Origin of the sequence: Streptomyces tateyamensis (assembly GCF_003205575.1) — a bacterium.
GTDB lineage: Bacteria > Actinomycetota > Actinomycetes > Streptomycetales > Streptomycetaceae > Kitasatospora > Kitasatospora tateyamensis.
In genome coordinates this window covers 1-19,278 of record NZ_PYBW01000105.1, presented here as the reverse complement: position 1 = coordinate 19,278, position 19,278 = coordinate 1, and the positions used below count along the sequence as shown (strand labels likewise).

18 protein-coding genes are annotated in these 19,278 nt (G+C 74.2%); 11 read left to right on the top strand and 7 right to left on the bottom strand.

Annotated elements, in window-relative coordinates; translation table 11 throughout:
• Positions 1-43: 43 nt before the first annotated feature.
• From C7C46_RS25750 to C7C46_RS25740, 3 genes are all read right to left on the bottom strand, one after another.
• The gene (locus C7C46_RS25750; RefSeq protein ID WP_245984903.1) at positions 44-1,402 is read right to left on the bottom strand and encodes a lysophospholipase; all 1,359 of its coding nucleotides are present in this window, start codon (positions 1,400-1,402) and stop codon (positions 44-46) included.
• Between the two features lie 192 nt (positions 1,403-1,594).
• Positions 1,595-3,193: an MFS transporter gene (locus C7C46_RS25745; RefSeq protein ID WP_110672309.1), complete on the bottom strand. Its 1,599-nt coding sequence runs from the start codon at positions 3,191-3,193 to the stop codon at positions 1,595-1,597.
• A 187-nt stretch (positions 3,194-3,380) separates the two neighbouring features.
• Positions 3,381-3,800: a carboxymuconolactone decarboxylase family protein gene (locus tag C7C46_RS25740; protein WP_110672308.1), complete on the bottom strand. Its 420-nt coding sequence runs from the start codon at positions 3,798-3,800 to the stop codon at positions 3,381-3,383.
• A gap of 217 nt (positions 3,801-4,017) precedes the next feature.
• On the opposite strand from C7C46_RS25740, the gene C7C46_RS25735 reads away from it, so the two are divergent.
• From C7C46_RS25735 to C7C46_RS25725, 3 genes are all read left to right on the top strand, one after another.
• Positions 4,018-4,881: a helix-turn-helix domain-containing protein gene (locus tag C7C46_RS25735; protein ID WP_110672307.1), complete on the top strand. Its 864-nt coding sequence runs from the start codon at positions 4,018-4,020 to the stop codon at positions 4,879-4,881.
• A 105-nt stretch (positions 4,882-4,986) separates the two neighbouring features.
• Positions 4,987-5,844, top strand: a complete 858-nt coding sequence (locus tag C7C46_RS25730; protein ID WP_110672306.1) for a thioesterase domain-containing protein — start codon at positions 4,987-4,989, stop codon at positions 5,842-5,844.
• Positions 5,845-5,885: 41 nt separating this feature from the next.
• Complete coding sequence (locus tag C7C46_RS25725; protein WP_110672305.1) at positions 5,886-6,869, top strand: ACP S-malonyltransferase; 984 nt, start codon at positions 5,886-5,888, stop codon at positions 6,867-6,869.
• 121 nt (positions 6,870-6,990) lie between these two features.
• Here C7C46_RS25725 and C7C46_RS25720 read toward each other — a convergent pair whose 3' ends face one another.
• Entirely contained in the window at positions 6,991-7,650 is a 660-nt protein-coding gene (locus C7C46_RS25720; protein ID WP_110672304.1) for an HAD family hydrolase, read from the bottom strand.
• 85 nt (positions 7,651-7,735) lie between these two features.
• Positions 7,736-8,440, bottom strand: coding sequence for a beta-ketoacyl-ACP reductase (locus tag C7C46_RS25715; protein WP_110672303.1), 705 nt, complete (start codon positions 8,438-8,440; stop codon positions 7,736-7,738).
• A gap of 146 nt (positions 8,441-8,586) precedes the next feature.
• Here C7C46_RS25715 and C7C46_RS25710 point away from each other — a divergent pair, with 146 nt between their 5' ends.
• The 6 genes from C7C46_RS25710 to C7C46_RS25685 all read left to right on the top strand — a co-directional run bounded on the left by C7C46_RS25710 (position 8,587) and on the right by C7C46_RS25685 (position 14,306).
• The gene (locus C7C46_RS25710) at positions 8,587-9,576 is read left to right on the top strand and encodes a ScbA/BarX family gamma-butyrolactone biosynthesis protein (protein ID WP_181442518.1); all 990 of its coding nucleotides are present in this window, start codon (positions 8,587-8,589) and stop codon (positions 9,574-9,576) included.
• On the top strand, positions 9,573-10,610 hold the full coding sequence (locus C7C46_RS25705) for a ketoacyl-ACP synthase III family protein (RefSeq protein WP_110672301.1): 1,038 nt from the start codon (positions 9,573-9,575) through the stop codon (positions 10,608-10,610). Before C7C46_RS25710 ends, C7C46_RS25705 begins: the two co-directional genes overlap by 4 nt.
• Before the next feature lie 29 nt (positions 10,611-10,639).
• Positions 10,640-11,647: a beta-ketoacyl-ACP synthase III gene (locus C7C46_RS25700; RefSeq protein ID WP_110672300.1), complete on the top strand. Its 1,008-nt coding sequence runs from the start codon at positions 10,640-10,642 to the stop codon at positions 11,645-11,647.
• Positions 11,648-11,733: 86 nt separating this feature from the next.
• Complete coding sequence (locus C7C46_RS25695) at positions 11,734-11,973, top strand: acyl carrier protein (protein ID WP_110672299.1); 240 nt, start codon at positions 11,734-11,736, stop codon at positions 11,971-11,973.
• Positions 11,973-13,223, top strand: a complete 1,251-nt coding sequence (locus tag C7C46_RS25690) for a beta-ketoacyl-[acyl-carrier-protein] synthase family protein (RefSeq protein ID WP_181442517.1) — start codon at positions 11,973-11,975, stop codon at positions 13,221-13,223. Before C7C46_RS25695 ends, C7C46_RS25690 begins: the two co-directional genes overlap by 1 nt.
• Before the next feature lie 93 nt (positions 13,224-13,316).
• On the top strand, positions 13,317-14,306 hold the full coding sequence (locus C7C46_RS25685; RefSeq protein WP_110672298.1) for an aldo/keto reductase: 990 nt from the start codon (positions 13,317-13,319) through the stop codon (positions 14,304-14,306).
• A gap of 90 nt (positions 14,307-14,396) precedes the next feature.
• Here C7C46_RS25685 and C7C46_RS25680 read toward each other — a convergent pair whose 3' ends face one another.
• Positions 14,397-16,001 (bottom strand): FAD-dependent monooxygenase, encoded by a 1,605-nt coding sequence (locus tag C7C46_RS25680; RefSeq protein ID WP_110672297.1) that lies wholly within the window; start codon positions 15,999-16,001, stop codon positions 14,397-14,399.
• 39 nt (positions 16,002-16,040) lie between these two features.
• Positions 16,041-17,618 carry an MFS transporter gene (locus tag C7C46_RS25675; protein ID WP_110672296.1) on the bottom strand — a complete coding sequence of 526 codons (1,578 nt, stop codon included), beginning with the start codon at positions 17,616-17,618 and terminating at the stop codon, positions 16,041-16,043.
• A gap of 231 nt (positions 17,619-17,849) precedes the next feature.
• On the opposite strand from C7C46_RS25675, the gene C7C46_RS25670 reads away from it, so the two are divergent.
• Positions 17,850-18,869: an ATP-grasp domain-containing protein gene (locus tag C7C46_RS25670; protein WP_110672295.1), complete on the top strand. Its 1,020-nt coding sequence runs from the start codon at positions 17,850-17,852 to the stop codon at positions 18,867-18,869.
• Between the two features lie 71 nt (positions 18,870-18,940).
• Positions 18,941-19,186 carry a hypothetical protein gene (locus C7C46_RS25665; RefSeq protein WP_110672294.1) on the top strand — a complete coding sequence of 82 codons (246 nt, stop codon included), beginning with the start codon at positions 18,941-18,943 and terminating at the stop codon, positions 19,184-19,186.
• Positions 19,187-19,278 lie beyond the last annotated feature (92 nt).

Here is a 19,278-nt window from a genome sequence, read left to right as displayed (position 1 = left end):
CCCGACGGAACCGGCGGGGCCGCAGCACGTCTGGGGGGCTGGGTCAGCGCAGCGAGTCCAGGAAGGTGGCCGCGGTCCGGGTGAAGGTGTTGTGCGCCGGGTCGGCGAACAGGATGTCCAGGTGGGTCATCGAGTCGTCGGTCTGCGCGTCCACCCGCGGGATCCTGGTGTCGGCGGTCAGCGCCGAGGCGGCGGCGTCCACCGTGCCGTTGGTCAGGTTCGACTCGAAGGCGTACAGCGGCAGGTCGACCTCGGCCACGTGCTGCAGCCGCAGGCCCTGCGAGCGGGCCACCGCGTTGTCGGAGTAGGCCGAGCCGGCGAAGTAGTCCAGCGCCAGCCGGTTGGGGGAGTACCACTCCCAGGCGGCCGGGTCGCCGGCGGCCATCGACTCGGCCACCCGCTGCAGCGGCGTCGGGCCCGCGTCCACCCAGTCGCCGGTCGCCGACAGGTGGCCGGAGTGCACCGAGTAGCCGGGCAGCGGCGCGTGCTGGTCCAGCATCCAGCCGAGCAGGCCCGCGTTGGTCACCGGCTGGGTGGGCCGGAAGCCGGCCGGCACCTTGTCGGCCAGCGCGGACGGGCCGTGCGGGTCCTGGGCCGCCCACGTGGCGGCCAGCTGGTACCAGACGGCGGCGGCCTGCGGCTGGTCGCCGAAGCCGGTGTAGACGCTGGTGGCGTTGTCGAAGACCTGGCCCTGGGCGATCTGCGCCCGCCAGGCGGTGGCCTGGTCGGCGGTCAGGCTGAAGTCGATGCCGGCCCCGGCCAGCGCGCCGCGCACCCCGCCGTCGATCACCATCAGGCCGGACAGGTCGCGGTAGCCGGGGGTGCCGTCGAAGTCCCAGGCGGCGTAGTAGAGGACCGCGGCGGCGCCGAGCGAGTGGCCGCCGAGCACCACCGAGCGGCGGCCGTGGTCCTGGGCGGCCAGCACCACCCGGCGCACGTCGTTCAGCTCGGTGGCCAGGCCCCAGTCGGCCTCGTAGCCCGCCGAGGCCGCGGTCTGGGTGGCCTCGTGCCCGCCCAGGTAGTAGTCGGTGGCCTGCTGGGCGGTGCCCTCGAAGCCGCTCAGGTCGGCCAGCGCCTGCTCGCGCCGGTCGATCGCCCAGACCTGCAGGCCGGGCACGCTGCGGGCGAGCTGCTCGGCGTCCAGGCGCAGACCGCCGGCCGCCTCGCCGCGGCCCGGGATCAGCACCAGGACCTTGGTGGCGTCGGCGGGGCCGACCTTGAGCACGCGCAGCCACTGGGTTCTCTCCGGGCCCGGGGCGGGCGAGGCGGGTATCGAGACGGTCCGCTCGATCCAGCGGTGCTGGTCGGCGGCGACCGCCGGGCCTGCGGTCAGGCCGGACAGCAGCAGCGCCGCGGCGGCGGCCCGGGTGGCGGTGCGGACGGCGTTACGGGTGCGGGACATGGGCTTCTCCTCCGTTGGGTGGTGCACTCGGCCGGCACTGGGCCGGGGTGTGGCACTCAGGCACTCAGGCGGCATGGGTCGGGGTGCGGCACTCAGGCACTCAGCCGGCACTGGCTCGGGGTGTGGCACAGCGGCCGGACCGCCCCCAGGGGATTGGACGGTCCGGCCGCTGGTTCAGGGGGTCGGCTGGGATCAGCCGACCGGTACGGACGCCGGCTGCGGCTCCTCGGCCGGAGCGTCGGCCCCGGCGGCGGCGGTGCCGGCCCGCTCGCCCAGCAGGGCCCAGATCGCCACGGCGCCGACGGCGCAGATGGCGGCGAGCAGCCAGAGCGAGGTGTGCAGGGCCGAGGTGTAGCCGTCGGAGGCGAAGGCGGTGAAGGCGGAGCGGGCGGCGCCGGCCGGCACCGTGCCCTCGGGGCGCGACAGGTGACCCTGGATCAGGTCGTTGGCCAGCGAGCCGGAGGTACCGGTGAAGCTGCCGGCGATCTTGGTGAAGCCGTCGGCGAGCCGGCTCTGGGTCAGCGAGACCAGCAGCGAGCCCATCGCGGCGATCGCCACCACCTCACCGGCCAGGCGCATGGTGTTGAACATGCCCGCCGCCATGCCGGCCCGGCCGGGCTCGACGGTGGAGACGGCCGCGCCGTCCAGGATGCCCAGCGGGATCCCGAAGCCGACGCCGATGGTGATCAGCGGGCCGGCCAGCACCAGCGCCGAGGCGCCGGGGTGGATGACGGTCAGCCAGGCCGCACCGAGCGCGGTGACCAGCAGCGAGAGGCTGAGCACCACCCGGTTGGACAGGCGCTGGGTGAGCGAGCCGCCGACCATCGGCAGCAGCAGGGTGGGGACGGTCAGGAACATCAGCAGCAGACCGGCCTTGCTGGCGCTGGCGTGGTCCACCGACATGAAGTACGAGGGCAGGAACATCAGCACCGCGGTGAAGCCGAAGGCGAGCACCACCGGCACCAGCGAGATCGCCACGAACCGCGGCTTGGCGAACAGCGTGATGTCGAACATCGGGCGCTGCTGGCGCCGCTCGACCAGGGCGAAAGCGACCAGGCCGACCACGAAGCCGATCAGCGCGACCACGGTCAGCGGGCTGCCCCAGCCCCACTGCGGGCCCTGGATCAGGGCCATGATGAAGAGGAAGAGGCTGGCGGTGAAGGTCACCGTGCCGGCCCAGTCGACCCGGCCGCCCTCGGGCGAGCGGGACTCCTTGACGTGGCGCAGCAGCAGGGTCAGCACCAGCACGCCGACCAGGGCGTGGCTGAGGAACATGCCGCGCCAGCCGATGCTGCTCACCTCGAGGCCGGAGAGCACCGGCCCGAAGGCGATGCCGACGCCGAAGGCGGTACCGAGCATGGCGAAGGCCTTGGCCCGGGCGGCGCCGTCGAAGGTCTGGGCGAGGATCGCGGAGCCGGCGGTGAGCACCCCGGCCGCGCCGACCCCGGCCAGCGCCCGGACCACGTCCAGGACCAGGACGTTGGGGGCCAGGCCGCCGAGCAGCGAGCAGAGGGTGAACAGGGCCAGGCCGCCGCCGAACATCCGCTTGCGGCCGACCAGGTCGGCCAGCGAACCGGCGGCCAGCATGATGCTGGCGAAGGTCAGGTCGTAACCGTTGACCACCCACTGCACCGCCGCCAGTCCGCTGCCCAGGTCGCTGCCGATGCTGGGCAGTGCGACCGAGGCACCGGTCAGGGAGATCGGCAGCAGCAGACCGGCCAGGCAGACCGCGGCTAGTACCGCGGCGCCACGCGTCCGACCGGGGTCAGCGGCAGCTGTCGTCGTGGACATGTGGGAAGCAACTCCTTCGGAGAGCTAGGCAAGTTGACGCGGTCCACCGGGACCGCCAGCGCTTGTATTTGAATGCTGCCTCATATCAGCACACTGATGCAAGCGCTGAGATGACGCAGTGCCCTGTGATGGTGGATCGGGTCCGCTCCCGCCCGGCCGGCCGGGTGGCCGGCCGGGCGACGGGGCGTCAGGACGCCTGCGGGACCGGGTCGACGCCGAGCCGGTCGAAGACGCTCTTGGCCACGGCCAGCGCGGCGTTCGCCTTCGGGTGACCGATGATCAGGGTCAGGTGGATCAGCGTCTCGACGATCTCCAGCGGCGAGGTGCCCAGCGCCAGCGCCGCCTCCAGGTGGCGCTCCAGCTGGCCCTCCAGGCCGCCCAGCGCGGTGAGCGCGATGACGTTGATGACCTCGCGGCCGCGCTGGTCGATCGCCTCCCGGCCGTAGATGTCGGCGAAGCCGGCCTCGACCAGGTAGCGGGTGTAGTCGGGGCTGATGGTGTCCAGGTAGCTGACGGTCTGCGCGGTGGCGTCCACCCCGTAGGCCTTCTCCAGCAGCTCGATGCCGCGCTCGTAACGGGTGGTGGCGGCGTCGGACTGAGTGCTCATTGCGTGAACTCCGGGATGCTCGAACGGCGGTGGGCAAGTGACGCAGTACCGACCGTTTCCCGGGTCTCCCCGGCCGGTCGCCCTGGCCACGACACGATGGTGCGCCGCCGCCAACAGGCCAACCAGTACCCTGTGCGGCCTGGGCCGGCCCAACCTGGTTCCAGCAGAACCAGGTTGTCCACCAGCCGTTCGAACGCCGCCCGGTCATCATGGACCCATGGACCGACGTGAGGAACTATCGGACTTCCTGCGCACCCGGCGGGAGCGGCTGCAGCCCGAGGACGTCGGGCTGCAGCGCCAGCCGCGCCGCCGGGCCCCTGGCCTGCGCCGGGAGGACGTGGCGCTGCTCTCCGGAGTCAGCGTGGACTACTACACCCGGATCGAGCAGGGCCGCGGGCGCCACCCCTCCCTGGAGGTGCTGCAGGCGATCGGCCGGGCGCTTCGGCTGGACGAGGCCGAGCAGCGCCACCTGGAGACGCTGGCCGACGACCGGCCGGCCGGGCCGCAGGCACACGCCCGCTGCACCGAGAAGGTGCGCCCGGGGGTGAAGCGGCTGCTGACGGCCTTCGCGCCGACCACCGCGGCACTGCTGCTCGGCCGCAGCCGCGACGTGCTGGCCTGGAACCCGCTGGCCGCCGCGCTGATCGCGGACTTCGGCCAACTGCCCGCCAGCCGGCGCAACATGCTCTGGCTGACCTTCATGGACCCGGCCACCCGGGCGCTCTACCCGGACTGGGCGCAGCTGGCCGCCGAGGCGGTGGCCGACCTGCGCCTGAGCAGCGGGCGCTGCCCGGCCGACACCGGGCTGACCGCGCTGGTCGAGGAGCTGTCGGTGAAGAGCGCCGAGTTCCGCCAGCTCTGGGCGCGGCACGACGTGCGGCAGAAGAGCTGGGGGAGCAAGCGGTTCCAGCACCCGTCGGTGGGCCCGCTGGAGCTGTCCTACGAGGTGCTCGACTGCACCGCCGACCAGGTGCTGGTGGTCTACACGGCCGAGGCCGGCAGCAGTTCGGAGCAGGCGCTGTCGCTGCTGTCGGTGATCGGAACCAGCCTGCGCGAGGTGGCGCCGACCGGCTCCGAGTAGCGGCCGACCAGCCCGGATTTGAGTCAGTACTCTGATACATAGCAGCTCTCTGTGGTACCGTGACGGTAGTCCTGTCTGACCCGTTGCACGTGCCGAGGAGATCCCATGGGCGCCGTACCGCCCGCTCGGGACCGGGTGCTCACCAAGCTCAGAAAGAGCGGCACCCGGCCCGACGTCTTCCTGGTCCACCCCGCCGGTGGCACCGTGTTCAGCTACTACGACCTGCTCGCACACAGCCGCTACGACGGCGCCGTGTGGGGCCTGTCCTTCCCGTTCGCCCGGCTGGCCGAGCTGACCACGGTGGAGCGGCTGGCCCGGGCCTACCTGGCCGAGCTGACCACCGTGCGCCCGCACGGTCCCTACCTGCTCGGCGGCCACTCCTTCGGCGGCACCGTCGCCTTCGAGATGGCCCGCCAGCTGCGGATGCGCGGTGAGCAGGTGGCGCAGCTGCTGTTGATCGACGCACTGCCGCCGGGCAGTTGCCCGCCGCTGGCGCCCGCCGACCTGTTCGCCGCGCTGCCCGAGTTCGCCGACTCGGTGCTCGGCACCCGGCTGCCGGACACCACCCCGGCCCCGACCGATCTGGACGGCGCGCTGCGGCTGCTCGGCCGACCCGACTGGAGCCCGGAGCAGCGCGCCGAGTTCCGCCGCTTCCTGGCCGTCTTCTGGGCCAACTCCCGGGCGATGGCCGGCTACCGGCGCCAGCTCGGCCGCCTCGCGGTGCCCGCCACGGTGGTCCGCGCCACGGCCGCCGAGCCGCCCGCGCTGTTCGAGCGGCTCGGCCTGCCCACCGACCTGGCCGGCCGGTGGCGGCACCTGCTCGCCCCCGCCCCGCCGGTGCTCGACCTGCCCGGCGACCACTACACGATGCTCGGCGACCCGCGGCACCGCCCCGCCCTGGCCGCGGTCTTCGACGCCGCGTTCGACCCCGCGGCGGTCGAGGCGCTCGAGTCCGCCGCCTGACCGCCCCGTCCACCACCCCACTCCACCTTCCAAGGATCGCGATGTCCACCACCCGTGACGGTTCCCGTCTCGCCCTCCTCTTCCCCGGCCAGGGCGCCCAGCGCGCCGGGCTGGGCCGCCCCTGGCAGCAGCACCCCGCCTGGCAGCTGGTGCCCGAACTCTCCGAGCGCACCGGGCGCGACCTGGTCCAGCTGCTGACCGAGGCTGACGACGAGCGGCTGCGCCGCACCGACAATGCCCAACTGGCCACCTTCACCCTGGAGATGGTGATCCTGGCGGCGCTGCGCGCCGAGCTCGGCGAGCTGCCGGTGACCGCGGTCGCCGGGCACAGCCTGGGCGAGTACAGCGCGCTGGTGGCCGCCGGCGTGCTGGAGCTCGGCGACGCCGCCGCAGTGGTCGCCGAGCGCGGCGCCGCGATGGCCGAGGCCGCCGCGCGCACGCCGGGCACCATGGCCGTGCTGCTCGGCGGCGACGCCGCCAAGGCCGTCGAACTGGCCGAGCGGGTGCGCGCCACCGGCGGCAAGGTCTGGGCGGCCAACCTGAACGCGCCCGGCCAGGTGGTGGTCTCCGGCACCGAGGCCGGGGTGGCCGCCCTGGTCGAGCTGGCTCCCGAGTTCGGCCTGCGGGTCAGCCGGATCCCGGTCGGCGGGGCGTTCCACTCGCCGCTGATGCAGCCCGCCCAGCAGCGGCTGGCCCGCGCCTGGGACCAGGTGCCGCTGAGCACCGGGCGGTACCCGGTGGTGGCCAACGTGGACGCCGCCGCGCACAGCGGGGACCCGGCCGGCTGGCGCCGGTTGGCGGTGCGCCAGTTGACCGATCCGGTGCGCTGGGAGCAGAGCATGCACACCCTGGTGGACGGCGAGTTCGGCTGCACCGAGCTGCTCGAGCTCGGGCCCGGCATGGTGCTGACCGGGCTGGCCCGGCGGATCGCCCCGCAGGTGCCGGGCACCGCGATCAGCACCCCGGAGCAGCTGGCGGTGTACGCCGAGCGGTGGCGCGCCGGCCGCGAGGCGCTCGCCGCCTGACCGGCGAACTCCGAAGGCCCGCACCCCACCCGGGGTGCGGGCCTTTAGCATGCGCCGAGCCGGCGCCGGGAACGCCGAGGGCCCGCACCCCAGGACGGGGTGCGGGCCCTTCGCCGTGCGCTCAGGCCGCCAGGTGGGCCCAGTGGTGGGAGTCGGCGTGCGCGGTCAGCACCGGGTCGGAGCCGACCGCCGTCGGGTGCCCGACCTGCTCCAGCAGAGGCAGGTCGGAAGGGTGGTCGCCGTAGGCGTGGCAGCGGGCCGGGTCCAACCCGTGCGCGGCCATGAAGGCCCGGGCCGCCTGCCCCTTGGCCGCGCCGATCATCGGGGTGAGCAGCTCGCCGGTGTAGCGGCCCTCGGCGGTCTCCGGGCGGGAGCAGAGCACCGCGTCCACCCCCAGGTGGCGGGCGATCGGGTCCAGGCAGGGCGGGAAGGAGCCGGAGACCAGCACGGTCAGGTGCCCGGCCTGCTGGTGGCGGCGGAGCGCGGGCAGCCCCTGCGGGTGCCAGAAGCCCGGCTCGGCCTGCTCGGCGGCGAACCACTGCTCGCCGTACCGGGCCAACTCGGCCACCCGGTCGCCGGCGAACTGGGCGTAGAAGCGCCGGTTGGCCTCGCTGCGCGGCACGCCCTGGGACGGCAGCTGCTGGAAGTACTGCCAGGCGGTGTCGAACTCGGCCTCGGGGCGGCCGACGGCCCGCCAGTAGTGGCGCAGGAAGCGGAACATGCTCTTGACGGTGATCAGGGTCTCGTCCACGTCGAAGAACGCGGCGGTGCTGCTCTCCATGGGTCTCTCCTGGTGTGCGGCGAAGGCGAGTGCGTCGAAGGCCGGTGCGGGGACGGCTAGTGGCAGGAGGTCGGGCGGTGGCCGCTCAGTGGCCCATGCCGAGACCGCCGTCCACCGGCAGCACCGCGCCGGTGATGTAGCCGGCCGCGTCGGAGGCCAGGAAGCGGACCGCCTGGGCCACGTCCTCCGGGTCGGCGAGCCGGGCCAGCGGCACCTGGGCGGTGATCTGCGCCAGGTAGTCCTCGGACAGCCCGGCGGTCATGTCGGTGCGGGCGTAGCCGGGGGCGACCACGTTGGCGGTGATGCCGCGCGAGCCCAGCTCGCGGGCGAGCGAGCGGGCCATGCCGATCAGACCGGCCTTGGCGGCCGCGTAGTTGGCCTGGCCGGCGCTGCCGCGCAGCGCGTTGACCGAGGAGACGAAGACCAGCCGGCCGGACCGGGCGGCCAGCATCGGGCGGATCGCCCGCCGGGCCACCCGGAAGGCGGCGTTCAGGTTGGTCTGCAGCACCTGGTCGAACTGCTCGTCGCTCATCGCCATGGCCAGACCGTCGCGGGCGATGCCGGCGTTGGCCACCAGCACCTCCACCTGGCCGTGCTCGGCCTCGACCTGCTTGTAGGCGCGCTCCACCGACTCCGGATCGGTGACGTCGCAGTCGACCACGAGCAGGCCCTCGGGGGCCGGACCGGTGCGCCGGGTGACGGCGACCTTGTCGCCGTCGGCCGCCAGTGCGCGGGCGATGGCCAGGCCGAGACCGCGGTTGCCACCGGTGACCAGGACAGAACGGGACATGGGGTTCCTCCGGAAGTTGTGTGCGGGGCGGACGCGGACCGATCGGCCTTGCCGAACCGGCCCCCGCTATGTATGGTACTGAACGAAGACAGAGTTCTGATACAACTTCGATGACTTATTTGAGTCAGACCCACTGGAGGTCTCGGATGACTGCCGCCCGTGGCATCCCCGCCACTGACGAACTCGACTTCTTCGCCACCCTGGACCGCCGGCTGCTGCACCGCCGCGCGATCAGCGAGGTGTTCCTCACCTCGATGGTCCCGACCAGCCGGGACGGCTTCCTGGCCGGCGCCCAACTCCCGTCCAGCCACACCTACTTCACCGACCACCAGCAGGAGCGCCGGACGCTCGACCCGCTGCTGCTGCTGGAGGCCTGCCGGCAGGCCGAGACCTTCGCCGCCCACGTGCTGCACGAGGTCCCGCTGGACGCCAAGTTCGTCCTGCGCTCCTGGTCCTGGCAGCAGATCGGGCAGGCCCCGGAGCTGCCGGCCGGCCCGGCCGAGCTGGCGATCCGGGCCACCACCAGCAACCCGCAGGTGCGCGACGGCATGGTCCGTGGTCTGGACTACGACATGGACCTGTGGCTCGGCGGCGCTCCGCTGGGCAGCGTCCAACTGCGCGCCAGCTACCTGCCGGCCGCCATCTACCCCGGCATCCGGCGGCACGGCCGCGGCAGCAACCCGCCGCTGTCCGACGGCGCGGTGGTGCAGCCGACCACCCAGGCGCTGGCCCCGCACCAGGTCGGCCGGCTCCGCCCGGAGAACGTGGTGCTGGCCGGCCTGCGCGAGGAGGAGACCGGGACCGCGGCCGACCTGCTGGTGCCGGTGGCCAACCCGAGCATGTTCGACCACCCGCTGGACCACGTGCCCGGCATGGTAGCCATGGAGGCGGCCCGCCAGCTGGCCCTGGCCACCACCAACGACCGGCGCGGTTCGCTGTCGCGCACCCAGGTGACCTCGCTGCACGGCGAGTTCGGCCGCTACCTGGAGCTGGACGCCCCGATCACCCTGCACGCCGCCCCGACCATCGGTCAGCCGGAGCTGATCCAGGTCTCGCTGCGGCAGCAGGGCGTGGAGGCGGCCGCGATCCGGGTCGGGCTGAGCGCGGCCGACGCGGTGACCGGGAGCCGGTCGTGAAGCTGACCGGTCGGCTCGGCCTGCGCACCGCACAGGCATGGTTCCCGGAAAACTTCGTCACCGGGGAACAAGCGGTGGCCCTGGGGTTGTTGAGTCCTGATGAGCTCGCCAAACTGGGCACCCGGCAGCTGCCGGCCAGTGAGTCGGCGGCCCCCGAGCTGGCCCTGCGGGCCGCCCGGGCGGCGCTGGCGGCGGGCGGGCTCACCGGCTCCGAGCTCGACCTCGTGGTGCACGCCTGGATCTACCACCAGGGCCACGACTTCTGGTCCCCCGCGCACTACCTGGCCCACCAGCTGGGCGCCACCACGGCCCTGCCGTTCGGCATCCAGCAGATGTGCAACGGCGGGCCGGTGGCGCTGCAGACCGCGGCCGCCCACCTGCTGGCCGACCCGCAGCTGCGCACCGCGCTGGTGACCACCGCCGACCGGTTCGCCGACCCCGGCTTCGACCGCTGGCGCTCCGACTACGGGGTCAGCTACGGCGACGCCGGCACGGCGCTGCTGCTGCACCGCGAGCCCGACCAGCACGACGCGCTCCACCTGCTTTCGCTGACCACCGTCGCCGACCCGACGCTGGAGACGGTGCACCGCGGCGAGGACGAGTTCAGTCCCGCCCCGCGCTGGCACAGCCCCGGCATCGACGTCCGGCGCACCAAGAAGGCCTTCCTGGCCGCCGAGGGCCCCGAGCGGCTCTTCGCGTCCACCCGGGCCTCGGTGGCGGCCGCGCTGGACCAGGCCCTCACCGATGCCGAACTCACTCCCGACGACCCCCGGTTGACCCGTGTCCTGCTGCCCCGCCTGGGCCGGCAGGCGCTGGAGGCCGCCTACCGGCCGGCGCTGGCCGCGCTGACCGGTGCCACCGTGCACGACCTGGGCCCCGACACCGGCCACCTGGGCGCCGGCGACACCGCCGCCAACCTGGCCGCCCTGGTCGGCGACCGACTGCTCGCCCCCGGCGAGATCGCCGTCTCGATCAGCGGCGGCGGCGGGTTCAGCTGGTCCGCCGTCATCGTCCAGGCTCCGCAGCCGAACTGACACCACCCCACCTCGCAGAAAGGACCGCCATGACCACCGACCGTGCGGCCGTGCTCGCCGGTCTGGGCGCCTGGGTCCCGCCCCGGACCGTGACCAACGACGACCTCTCCCAGCAGTTCGACACCTCCGACGAGTGGATCCGCAGCCGCACCGGCATCGCCACCCGGCACTTCGTCGACCCGGGCATGGCCACCTCGGACCTCGCGGTGGAGGCCGGCGCCCGGGCCCTGAAGTCGGCCGGCGGCCCGGCCCCCGACGCCCTGGTGCTGGCCACCACCACCCCCGACCGGCCGTGCCCCGGCACCGCGCCGGACGTGGCCGAGCGGCTGGGCCTGGGCCACATCCCCGCCTTCGACGTCTCCGCCGTCTGCACCGGCTTCCTGTACGCCCTGGCCACCGCCGCGGGCCTGATCGCGGCCGGGCTGGCCGAGCGGGTGCTGGTGATCGGGGCCGAGTCGTTCAGCACCATCCTCAACCCCGAGGACCGCACCACCAGCGTGATCTTCGGCGACGGGGCCGGCGCGGTGGTGCTGCGGGCCGGCCGGCCGGAGGAGCCGGGCGCGCTCAAGGCCTTCGACCTGGGCAGCGACGGCACCGGCGTGGACCTGATCACGGTCAGGGCGGGCGGCTCCCAGCAGCGCTCCACCGGTCTGCCGGCCGCGCTGGAGGACACCTTCTTCTCCATGCAGGGCCAGCAGGTCTTCATGCAGGCGGTGCTGCGGATGTCCGCCTCCTCGCGGACCGTGCTGGACCAGGTCGGCTGGTCGGTCGAGGAGTTGGACGCGCTGGTCGGCCACCAGGCCAACCTGCGGATCCTGCACGCGGTCGCCGACAAGCTCAAGTTCCCCCGCGAGAAGGCCGTGGTCAACGTCGACAAGGTGGCCAACACGGCCGGCGCCTCGATCCCGCTGGCCCTCGCCGACGCCGCGGCCGACGGCACCCTGCGGCCCGGCCAGAAGGTCCTGCTGACCGCCTTCGGCGGCGGGCTCACCTGGGGCTCGGTGGCCCTGGAGTGGCCCGAGCTCGACCTCGCCTGACCCTGCACCAGCTGCACCGAACGCACCACCAGCACCGAACAACAGCCCGTACACACCCACGTTTTCACTGACAGGAGTACCCCGGAATGAACGCCATCCAGGACCGCGTGACCACCATCCTCACCTCCAAGTTCGGCGTGAAGCCGGAGGAGCTCCAGGGTGATGTGGTCCTCGCCGACCTGCGGTTCGACTCGCTGGCGCTGCTGGAGCTGGCGCTGACCTTCAGCGAGGAGTTCGACATCTTCGTCGCCCACGACGAGCTGTCCATCGACCACACCGTCATCGACACCGTCTCGCTGGTCGAGGCCAAGGGGGTTTCGGCCTGATGTCCGGTGCGACCTCCGCGCAGCAGGACCGCCGCTTCGACGTGGCGGTGACCGGGCTCGGCCTGGTCACCCCCGCCGGGATCGGCATCGAGACCAACTGGGAGCGGATCGTCTCCGGCCGCTCCACCGCCGCCCTGGACCCGGCCCTGGCCGGGGCCGCGATCCCGTTCGTCAGCCGGGTCCCGGACTTCGACGCGGCCGAGCAGCTGGGCCGCGAACACGCCTGGCGGCTGGACCGGTTCGTCCAGCTGGCACTGGTCGCCGCCCGGCAGGCGGTGGCCGACGCCGGCCTGGACGCCGGCCGGTGGGACGGCGCCCGGGTTGCCGTGGTGCTCGGCAACTCGCTGGGCGGCACCGCCACCTTCGAGACCCAGCACCAGCGGCTGCTGGCGCACGGCCCGCAGCGGGTCTCCCCGCTGCTGATCCCGATGTTCATGATGAACATGCTCTCCGGGCAGGTCGCCATGGACCTGGGTGCCAAGGGCCCGAACCTGGTCACCGCGACCGCCTGCGCCTCCGGCGCGACCGCGATCGGGGTGGGCCGCGAGCTGCTGCGCTCCGGTGCCGCCGACATCGTGCTCGCCGGGGCCAGCGAGGCCGCACTCTCCCCCGCGGTGCTGGCGGGCCTGAACCAACTGGGCGCGCTCTCCCACCGGGTGGACGACCCGGCCACCGCCTCCCGCCCGTTCGACGCGGACCGGGACGGCTTCGTGGCCGCCGAGGGCGCCGGCATCCTGGTGCTGGAGCGGATGCCCGACGCCCGGGCCCGCCAGGCCCGGGTCCGGGCCCGGATCAGCGGCTACGGCGCCTCCGCCGACGCCCACCACGCCACCGCGCCGGACCCGACGGGGGCCGGGGTGGAGCTGGCGGTGCGGGCCGCGCTGCAGGACGCGGCGGTGCTGCCGCAGGAGGTGCAGCACATCAACGCGCACGGCACCTCGACCAAGCTGAACGACGCCACCGAGGCCAGGATGGTGCACCGGCTGTTCGGCGCCACCCCGGCGGTCACCTCGACCAAGGGCGTGATCGGCCACACCCTGGGCGCGGCCGGCGCGATCGAGGCGGCCTACACCGTGCTCGCGGTGGAGCGCGGGCTGGTCCCGCCGACCGCCAACCTGACCAAGTTGGAGGATGGCATGGAGATCGACGTCGTGCAGGGCCCCGCCCGCGAGGCCAAGGTCGACGTCGCGCTGAGCAACTCCTTCGGGTTCGGCGGCCAGAACGCCGTCCTGGTGGTGACCGCCGCCTGACCCAGCCGCCCGACGTGCCACAGCCGTGGCGTCTGCCCCCGATCCGGGGGTCGGACGCCACGGCACACGCATGTCCGGGCCCAGAATGACGGCATGACGGAGCATCAGCATCACCGCGGCACCATCCGGACCACCCGGCTCGACGTACCGCCCGCCGAGGTCGGCGCCGTCGGCCTCGGCTGCATGGGCATGAGCTGGATCTACCGCGAGCAGGAGCGGGACGACGCGGCCTCGATCGCCGTCGTGCACGAGGCACTGGACCTGGGCGTCACCGCGCTGGACACGGCCGACATCTACGGCGACGGACACAACGAGGAACTGCTCGGCCGGGCCCTGGCCGGCCGCCGGGACGAGGCCTTCCTGGCTACCAAGGGCGGCCTGGTGGTGGACGACCTGGCCGCCCGGGCGCTGCACCGCGACGGCTCCCCCGCCCACCTGCGCCGGGCGCTGGACGCCAGCCTGGCCCGGCTGGGCACCGACCGGGTGGACCTGTACTACCTGCACCGGCCGGACCCCGCGGTGCCGCTGGCGGAGAGCTGGGGGGCCCTGGCCGAGCTGGTCGCGGCGGGCAAGGCCCGGGCGGTCGGGCTGTCCGAGGTGAGCGCCGAGCAGGCCGCCGAGATGCACGCGATCCACCCGGTGGCCGCCGTCCAGTCGGAGCTGTCGCTGTGGACCCGCGACCCGCTGGGCGCCGACGGGATCCTGGCCTGGTGCACCGCCAACGGCGCCGCCTTCGTGCCGTTCGCCCCGCTCGGCCGCGGCTTCCTGACCGGCACGGTGGCCACCGCGGACTTCGGCGACGAGGACTTCCGGGCGCACAACCCCCGGTTCACCGCCGACGCGATGGCGGCCAACTGGCGGATCGTCGAGCGGGTGCGCGAGGTGGCCGACCGGCACGGCGCCACCGCCGCGCAGGTGGCGCTGGCCTGGACGCTGGCCCAGGGGCCGCGGGTGCTGCCGATCCCGGGCACCAAGAAGTCCCGCTACCTGCGCGAGAACGCCGCAGCCGCCGCCCTGGACCTCACCCCGGCGGACCTCGCCCTGCTGGACGACCTGCCGACCGCGGTGGGCGCCCGGTACTGAGCAGCCGCCAGAGCAGGACCGGCAGGGCAAACGCCGACGGCCCGTCGGAGCAGGGCTCCGACGGGCCGTTCGGCAGTGCTGACTCGAGGATCAGGCGGCGGCGGGGACCGCCGACCCGACCGGGGTGCCGGCCGGGGCCAGCTGGTCCAGGTGCTCGGCGACCCGGTGCAGCTCGGTCACCGGTACGGCCAGCGCCACGTGCTGGTCCGGGCGGACCAGCACCAGCGCGGGCCGGTCGCCGCGGCGGGAGGCGGACTCGGTGCCGGCCACCCCGTCGCGCAGGATCGCGGCGGACGCGTCCAGCGTGCGCAGCTCCAGCAGGGCGCCGTACCGCTCGGCCAGCGCGGCCACCGCCCGCCGGCTCGCGGCGGACAGCGGGGTGCCCCGGGTGACCACCAGCAGGGTGTGCCCGAGGTCGCTCAGGCTCTCCCGCAGCGGCAGCCGGCGGCTGGACCGGGCGTCCCAGACCGGCCGGTCGCCGACCAGTGCGCCGCTCTCGAAGCCGGCCGCGCGGGTCGGCCGCTGCCCGTCGGCGGGCTGGTAGACGGTGCGCAGCCCGGCCAGCCACGGCACGTACCAGTAGTCGCCCAGCCTGACCGCGGAGGCCGCCCGCAGCAGCAGGTCGCGCACCGTGCGCTGGTGGCGCTTGGGCAGCATCCAGGCCTTGGTCTGCAGGTCGGCCTGCTTGACGATGGCCTCGGCGACCTGGCGGCGCTCGGTCTCGGCGGTGTCCAGCAGTTGGTCGCCGGCCAGGCCGCGGTGCACCAGGGCGAGCTTCCAGGCCAGGTTGTAGGCGTCGCCGACACCGGTGTTCAGGCCCTGCCCGCCGGCCGGGCTGTGGATGTGCGCGGCGTCGCCGAGCAGGAAGACCCGGCCCTCGCGGGTGTGGTCGGCATGCCGGGCGTGCACCGAGAAGGCGCTCACCCAGGTGGGGTTGCGCAGCGTCAGTCCGCCCGGGCCGCGCTCGTCCACCAGCTTCTGCACCAGCTCCAGGGTGACCTGGTCGCGCGGCAGGTCCGGCGGGGCCGAGGTGAAGACCCGGAACCGGCCGTTCGGCAGCCCGCAGGTGACCAGCACACCCTTGGGGGAGCAGTAGTAGTGGCTGATGTCGTGAGCCAGGCCGCCGTCCATCTCGGCGTCCGCGACCACGAAGGTGGCGCCGTAGGTGTGGCCCTCGAAGGCGATGCCGAGCAGCTCGCGGACCTTGCTGCTCGCGCCGTCGCCGCCGATCAGGTGGCTGGCCGTGGCGGTGGAGACCGAGCCGTCGCCGGCCCGCAGCACGGCGGTCACGTGGTCCTCGTGCTGCTCGAGCTCGAGCAGCTCGGTGGACCACTCGACCGCGCCGCCCTGCTGGGCCAGCGCGTCGAGCAGGGCCGCCTCGACGTCCGGCTGCGGCATGATGACCGGCTTGGTGTCGGCCCGGAAGGCGATGGTGGCCACCGGGGTGCCCGAGGAGTAGTACCGGAACGCCTCCAGCGGCATGGCCTGCTCGGCGATGTGCCGCTCGCCGCCGAGTCGGCGCAGGATCTCCAGGGTGCGCGGCCAGACCAGCAGCGCCTTGGAGAGCGGGGAGGGCGCGGCGGCCCGGTCCACGATCCGCACCGGGACGCCGCGGCGCAGCAGTTCGACGGCGCTGGTGAGGCCGACCGGGCCGGCCCCGACCACCAGCACGGGGTAGGGGGACTGACGGTGCATCGGATGACTCCGTTCTGACGAAGCGTCGGGTGGGGGTGGTCAGGCGGCCTGGGAGGCGGTGGCCGGCTCCTCGGTCCGCTCGGGCAGCTCGGTCACCTCGGCGGCCTCGGCCGCCTTGCGCTCGCGCAGCAGCAGGGTGATCGGCACCGCGCTGAGCAGGCAGATCGCGGTCAGCGCCCACAGGGTCAGGCGCAGCGCGTCGGAGTAGCCGCCGGCCAGCAGCTGGGTGAGGGCGCCGCGGTCGCCGGTGACCAGGGCGAGCGCGCCGGACATGTCGCCGCCGACCAGCTTGTCGGCGACCGCCTGGCCGCCGGCCGCGCCGACCTTGCCGTCCAGCCGGCTGCCGGTCAGCGAGACCAGCACCGTGCTCATGATGACGATGGCCACGGTCTCGCCGGCCAGTCGCATGGTGTTGAACATCCCGGCGGCCATGCCGGCCCGCTCGGGCTCGACCGAACCGATCGCGGCGGCGTCCAGCAGGCCGGCCGCAACGCCCATCCCGGCACCGATCAGCAGCAGCGGCCCGACCAGCAGGCCGGCCCCGACGCCGGGGTGCAGCACGGTCAGCCAGGCGGTGCCGACCGCCATCAGGACCAGGCTCAGGCCCAGCAGCACCCGGGCCGAGAAGCGCTTGGCCAGCGAGCCGGCCACCGCGGGCAGCAGCAGCACCGGGGCGGTCAGCGCCATCATCACCAGGCCGGTCTGCGCGGTGCTCAGGCCGTCCGCGGTGACGAACCAGGAGGGCAGCAGCACCAGCAGGCTGACGAAGCCGAAGGCGAGCACCACCGGCATCAGGCAGACCGCCACGAAGCGCGGGCTGCGGAACAGCGAGAGGTCGAACATCGGGTGCGCCCGGCGGCGCTCGGTGACCACGAAGGCGACCAGCAGGGCCAGGCTGCCCAGCAGCATGGCGGGCACCTGGCCGAGCGAGAACCAGCCGAGCTGCGGGCCCTCGACCATGGCCAGGGTGAGCAGGAAGAGCGCGCCGGTGAAGGTCGCGGTGCCGAGCCAGTCCACGCCGCCCGCCGAGCGCTCCCGGCTGGCCGGGATCAGCGGGATCAGCAGCATGGCCAGCACGGTGACCACCACGTGCGAGAGGAAGACCGCGCGCCAGCCGAAGGCGCTCTCCAGGAAGCCCGCGGTGGACGGGCCGAGGGCCAGTCCCGCGCCGAAGGCGGAGCCGAGGATGCCGAAGGCGCGGCCCAGCGCCGGGCCCTGGAACAGGCCCGCCAGCAGGGCGCTGCCGGAGGTCAGCACGGCGGCGGCGCCGACGCCGGACAGCGCGCGGACCGCGTCCAGCAGGTAGACGTTGCCGGCGAAGGCGCTCACCAGCGAGCAGAGCGCGAACAGCGCCGTGCCCAGGGTGAACATCCGGCGGCGGCCGATCCGGTCGGCCAGCGAGCCGGCCGCCAGCATGAAGCTGCCGAAGGTGAGGTTGTAGGAGTTGACCACCCACTGCAGCGGGACGAGTCCGGCGTGCAGATCGTGGCCGATGCCCGGCAGGGCGACGGACGAGCCGGTCAGCGAGGCGGGGAGGATGCCCCCGGCCAGGCAGACCGCGACGAGGGCGAGGCCCTGCCGCAGCCGCCGGTCGGGCGAGGCGAGGGTGGTGCTCATGGTCGGTGGGCTCCCGGAGGTAGGTTCCTGCTCAGTGTCGTATCAGAACTCTTGTATCAGAACTCTGACTAGATAGTAGCCGCTGATTCAAGCCCCTGTCCTTACCTCTTGGGTGACAGCAAGCTGTAAGCCGACTGCAGCTTGCTGACGCCCAGTTGGGGCCAGAGCGGGCTCCGACGGGTGTTCATGGAGGTGCAACAGTTCGAGAAGATGTCCTAGGGGGAACCGAAAATGAGCACCCAGACCCACTTCGCGCTCGTGCCGACCGTCCTGCTGCTGGGCACCGGCAACCCGGAGCTCGACGCGCCGGCGCTGGCCGCGCTGGCCGACGAGGCGCTGCTGGTGGCCGTGCACACCACCGCCCCGGCCCAGCCGCTGCCGTTCCTGGAGGACCAGCTGACCGTCGCGGACGAGCCGGCCGCCGTGCTGGCGGCCGGACGGGAGCTGGCCCGCCGGCACCGGGTGGCGGGCGTGGTCGCGCTGCAGGCCCGGTTCGCCGAGGCGGCCGCGGAGTTGGCCGACGAACTCGGGCTGGCCGGCCCCGACCCCGAGGCGGTGCGCTCCGGCCGGGACCGCTGGCAGACCCGGCTGCGGCTGAACGGGGCCGGCGTCGGCCCGGTCCCGGCCCGGCTGGCCGCCGATCCGGCGCAGGCCGAGCAGGCCGCCGCCGAGCTGGGGCTGCCGGTGCTGCTGCGAAGCCGGGACGCGGCGCTGGCCACCGGCGCCCAGCGGGTGGACCGCCCCGAGCAGTTGGCCGCCGCCTTCCGGCGGGCCGGGCTGGGCGGCGAGGTGGTGGTCGAGCCGCTGCTGGACGGCGAGCTGCTGACGCTGCGCGGGGCGCTCTCGCTGGGCGAGGCGCAGACCTGGCTGGCGGTGCACCGGCCGAGCGCGCAGCCGCTCGACCCGGAAGACGAACTCTTCGCGGAGCTGGCCGAGTTCGCCGGCCACGCGTACGCCGCCCTGGGCCTGGACCACGGGCTGACGGGACTGGACGTGCTGCTCACCGACGAGGGACCGCGGGTGGTGCTGGCCGACCAGCTCGGCGGCGCCGACCTGCTGGGTGCCGACCTGCTCGGTGCCGACCTGCTCGGTGCCGACCTGCCGAACGGCGGACTGCCGAACGGCGGACTGCCGCAGGCGGCGCGGTCGGCGGCCGGGCTGGCCGGTGCCGTCATCGACCTGGCGGTCGGCCTGCCGCCGCGCCCGCCGCTGGGCCTGCCGGCCGCCGACCGCGAGCTCGCCTACCGCTGACCGGCCGGGCTGACGACCCGTCGGGCCGCCGCCCCGCCGCCCGGTCCGATCACCACCCGAGGGAGTCGACGATGACCACCGAAGTCCGGCGCACGGTCGCCATCACCACCGAGGACGCGGCCGCCGCCGCACGGGCGCCGTTCAGCGCGGCCCGGCTGCTCGCCCAGCTGCCGGCCGGCTGGGCCTCCGGCTGCACGGTGGCCGACGGCCGGGTGGAACTCAGCTGCCGGCCCGCCGAGCTGGCCGCGGTGCGCGCCGCGGTGACGGCGGCGCTGGCCGACCCGGCACTGCACGACTGGCAGCTGACGCCGCGCTGACCGCCCGACCGGGCGGACGGCCGGCGCACGGCCGGTCGACCGCCAGGACAGCGCAGCGGGCCGGCCCCGGATCGGGGCCGGCCCGCTGCGCT

Excerpts from the sequence above, each read along its gene's own strand:
- C7C46_RS25750 (WP_245984903.1), bottom strand. The coding sequence starts at position 1,402 with ATGTCCCGCACCCGTAACGCCGTCCGCACCGCCACCCGGGCCGCCGCC.
- C7C46_RS25745 (WP_110672309.1), bottom strand. The coding sequence starts at position 3,193 with ATGTCCACGACGACAGCTGCCGCTGACCCCGGTCGGACGCGTGGCGCC.
- C7C46_RS25740 (WP_110672308.1), bottom strand. The coding sequence starts at position 3,800 with ATGAGCACTCAGTCCGACGCCGCCACCACCCGTTACGAGCGCGGCATC.
- C7C46_RS25735 (WP_110672307.1), top strand. The coding sequence starts at position 4,018 with ATGGACCGACGTGAGGAACTATCGGACTTCCTGCGCACCCGGCGGGAG.
- C7C46_RS25730 (WP_110672306.1), top strand. The coding sequence starts at position 4,987 with ATGGGCGCCGTACCGCCCGCTCGGGACCGGGTGCTCACCAAGCTCAGA.
- C7C46_RS25725 (WP_110672305.1), top strand. The coding sequence starts at position 5,886 with ATGTCCACCACCCGTGACGGTTCCCGTCTCGCCCTCCTCTTCCCCGGC.
- C7C46_RS25720 (WP_110672304.1), bottom strand. The coding sequence starts at position 7,650 with ATGGAGAGCAGCACCGCCGCGTTCTTCGACGTGGACGAGACCCTGATC.
- C7C46_RS25715 (WP_110672303.1), bottom strand. The coding sequence starts at position 8,440 with ATGTCCCGTTCTGTCCTGGTCACCGGTGGCAACCGCGGTCTCGGCCTG.
- C7C46_RS25710 (WP_181442518.1), top strand. The coding sequence starts at position 8,587 with ATGACTGCCGCCCGTGGCATCCCCGCCACTGACGAACTCGACTTCTTC.
- C7C46_RS25700 (WP_110672300.1), top strand. The coding sequence starts at position 10,640 with ATGACCACCGACCGTGCGGCCGTGCTCGCCGGTCTGGGCGCCTGGGTC.
- C7C46_RS25695 (WP_110672299.1), top strand. The coding sequence starts at position 11,734 with ATGAACGCCATCCAGGACCGCGTGACCACCATCCTCACCTCCAAGTTC.
- C7C46_RS25690 (WP_181442517.1), top strand. The coding sequence starts at position 11,973 with ATGTCCGGTGCGACCTCCGCGCAGCAGGACCGCCGCTTCGACGTGGCG.
- C7C46_RS25685 (WP_110672298.1), top strand. The coding sequence starts at position 13,317 with ATGACGGAGCATCAGCATCACCGCGGCACCATCCGGACCACCCGGCTC.
- C7C46_RS25680 (WP_110672297.1), bottom strand. The coding sequence starts at position 16,001 with ATGCACCGTCAGTCCCCCTACCCCGTGCTGGTGGTCGGGGCCGGCCCG.
- C7C46_RS25675 (WP_110672296.1), bottom strand. The coding sequence starts at position 17,618 with ATGAGCACCACCCTCGCCTCGCCCGACCGGCGGCTGCGGCAGGGCCTC.
- C7C46_RS25670 (WP_110672295.1), top strand. The coding sequence starts at position 17,850 with ATGAGCACCCAGACCCACTTCGCGCTCGTGCCGACCGTCCTGCTGCTG.
- C7C46_RS25665 (WP_110672294.1), top strand. The coding sequence starts at position 18,941 with ATGACCACCGAAGTCCGGCGCACGGTCGCCATCACCACCGAGGACGCG.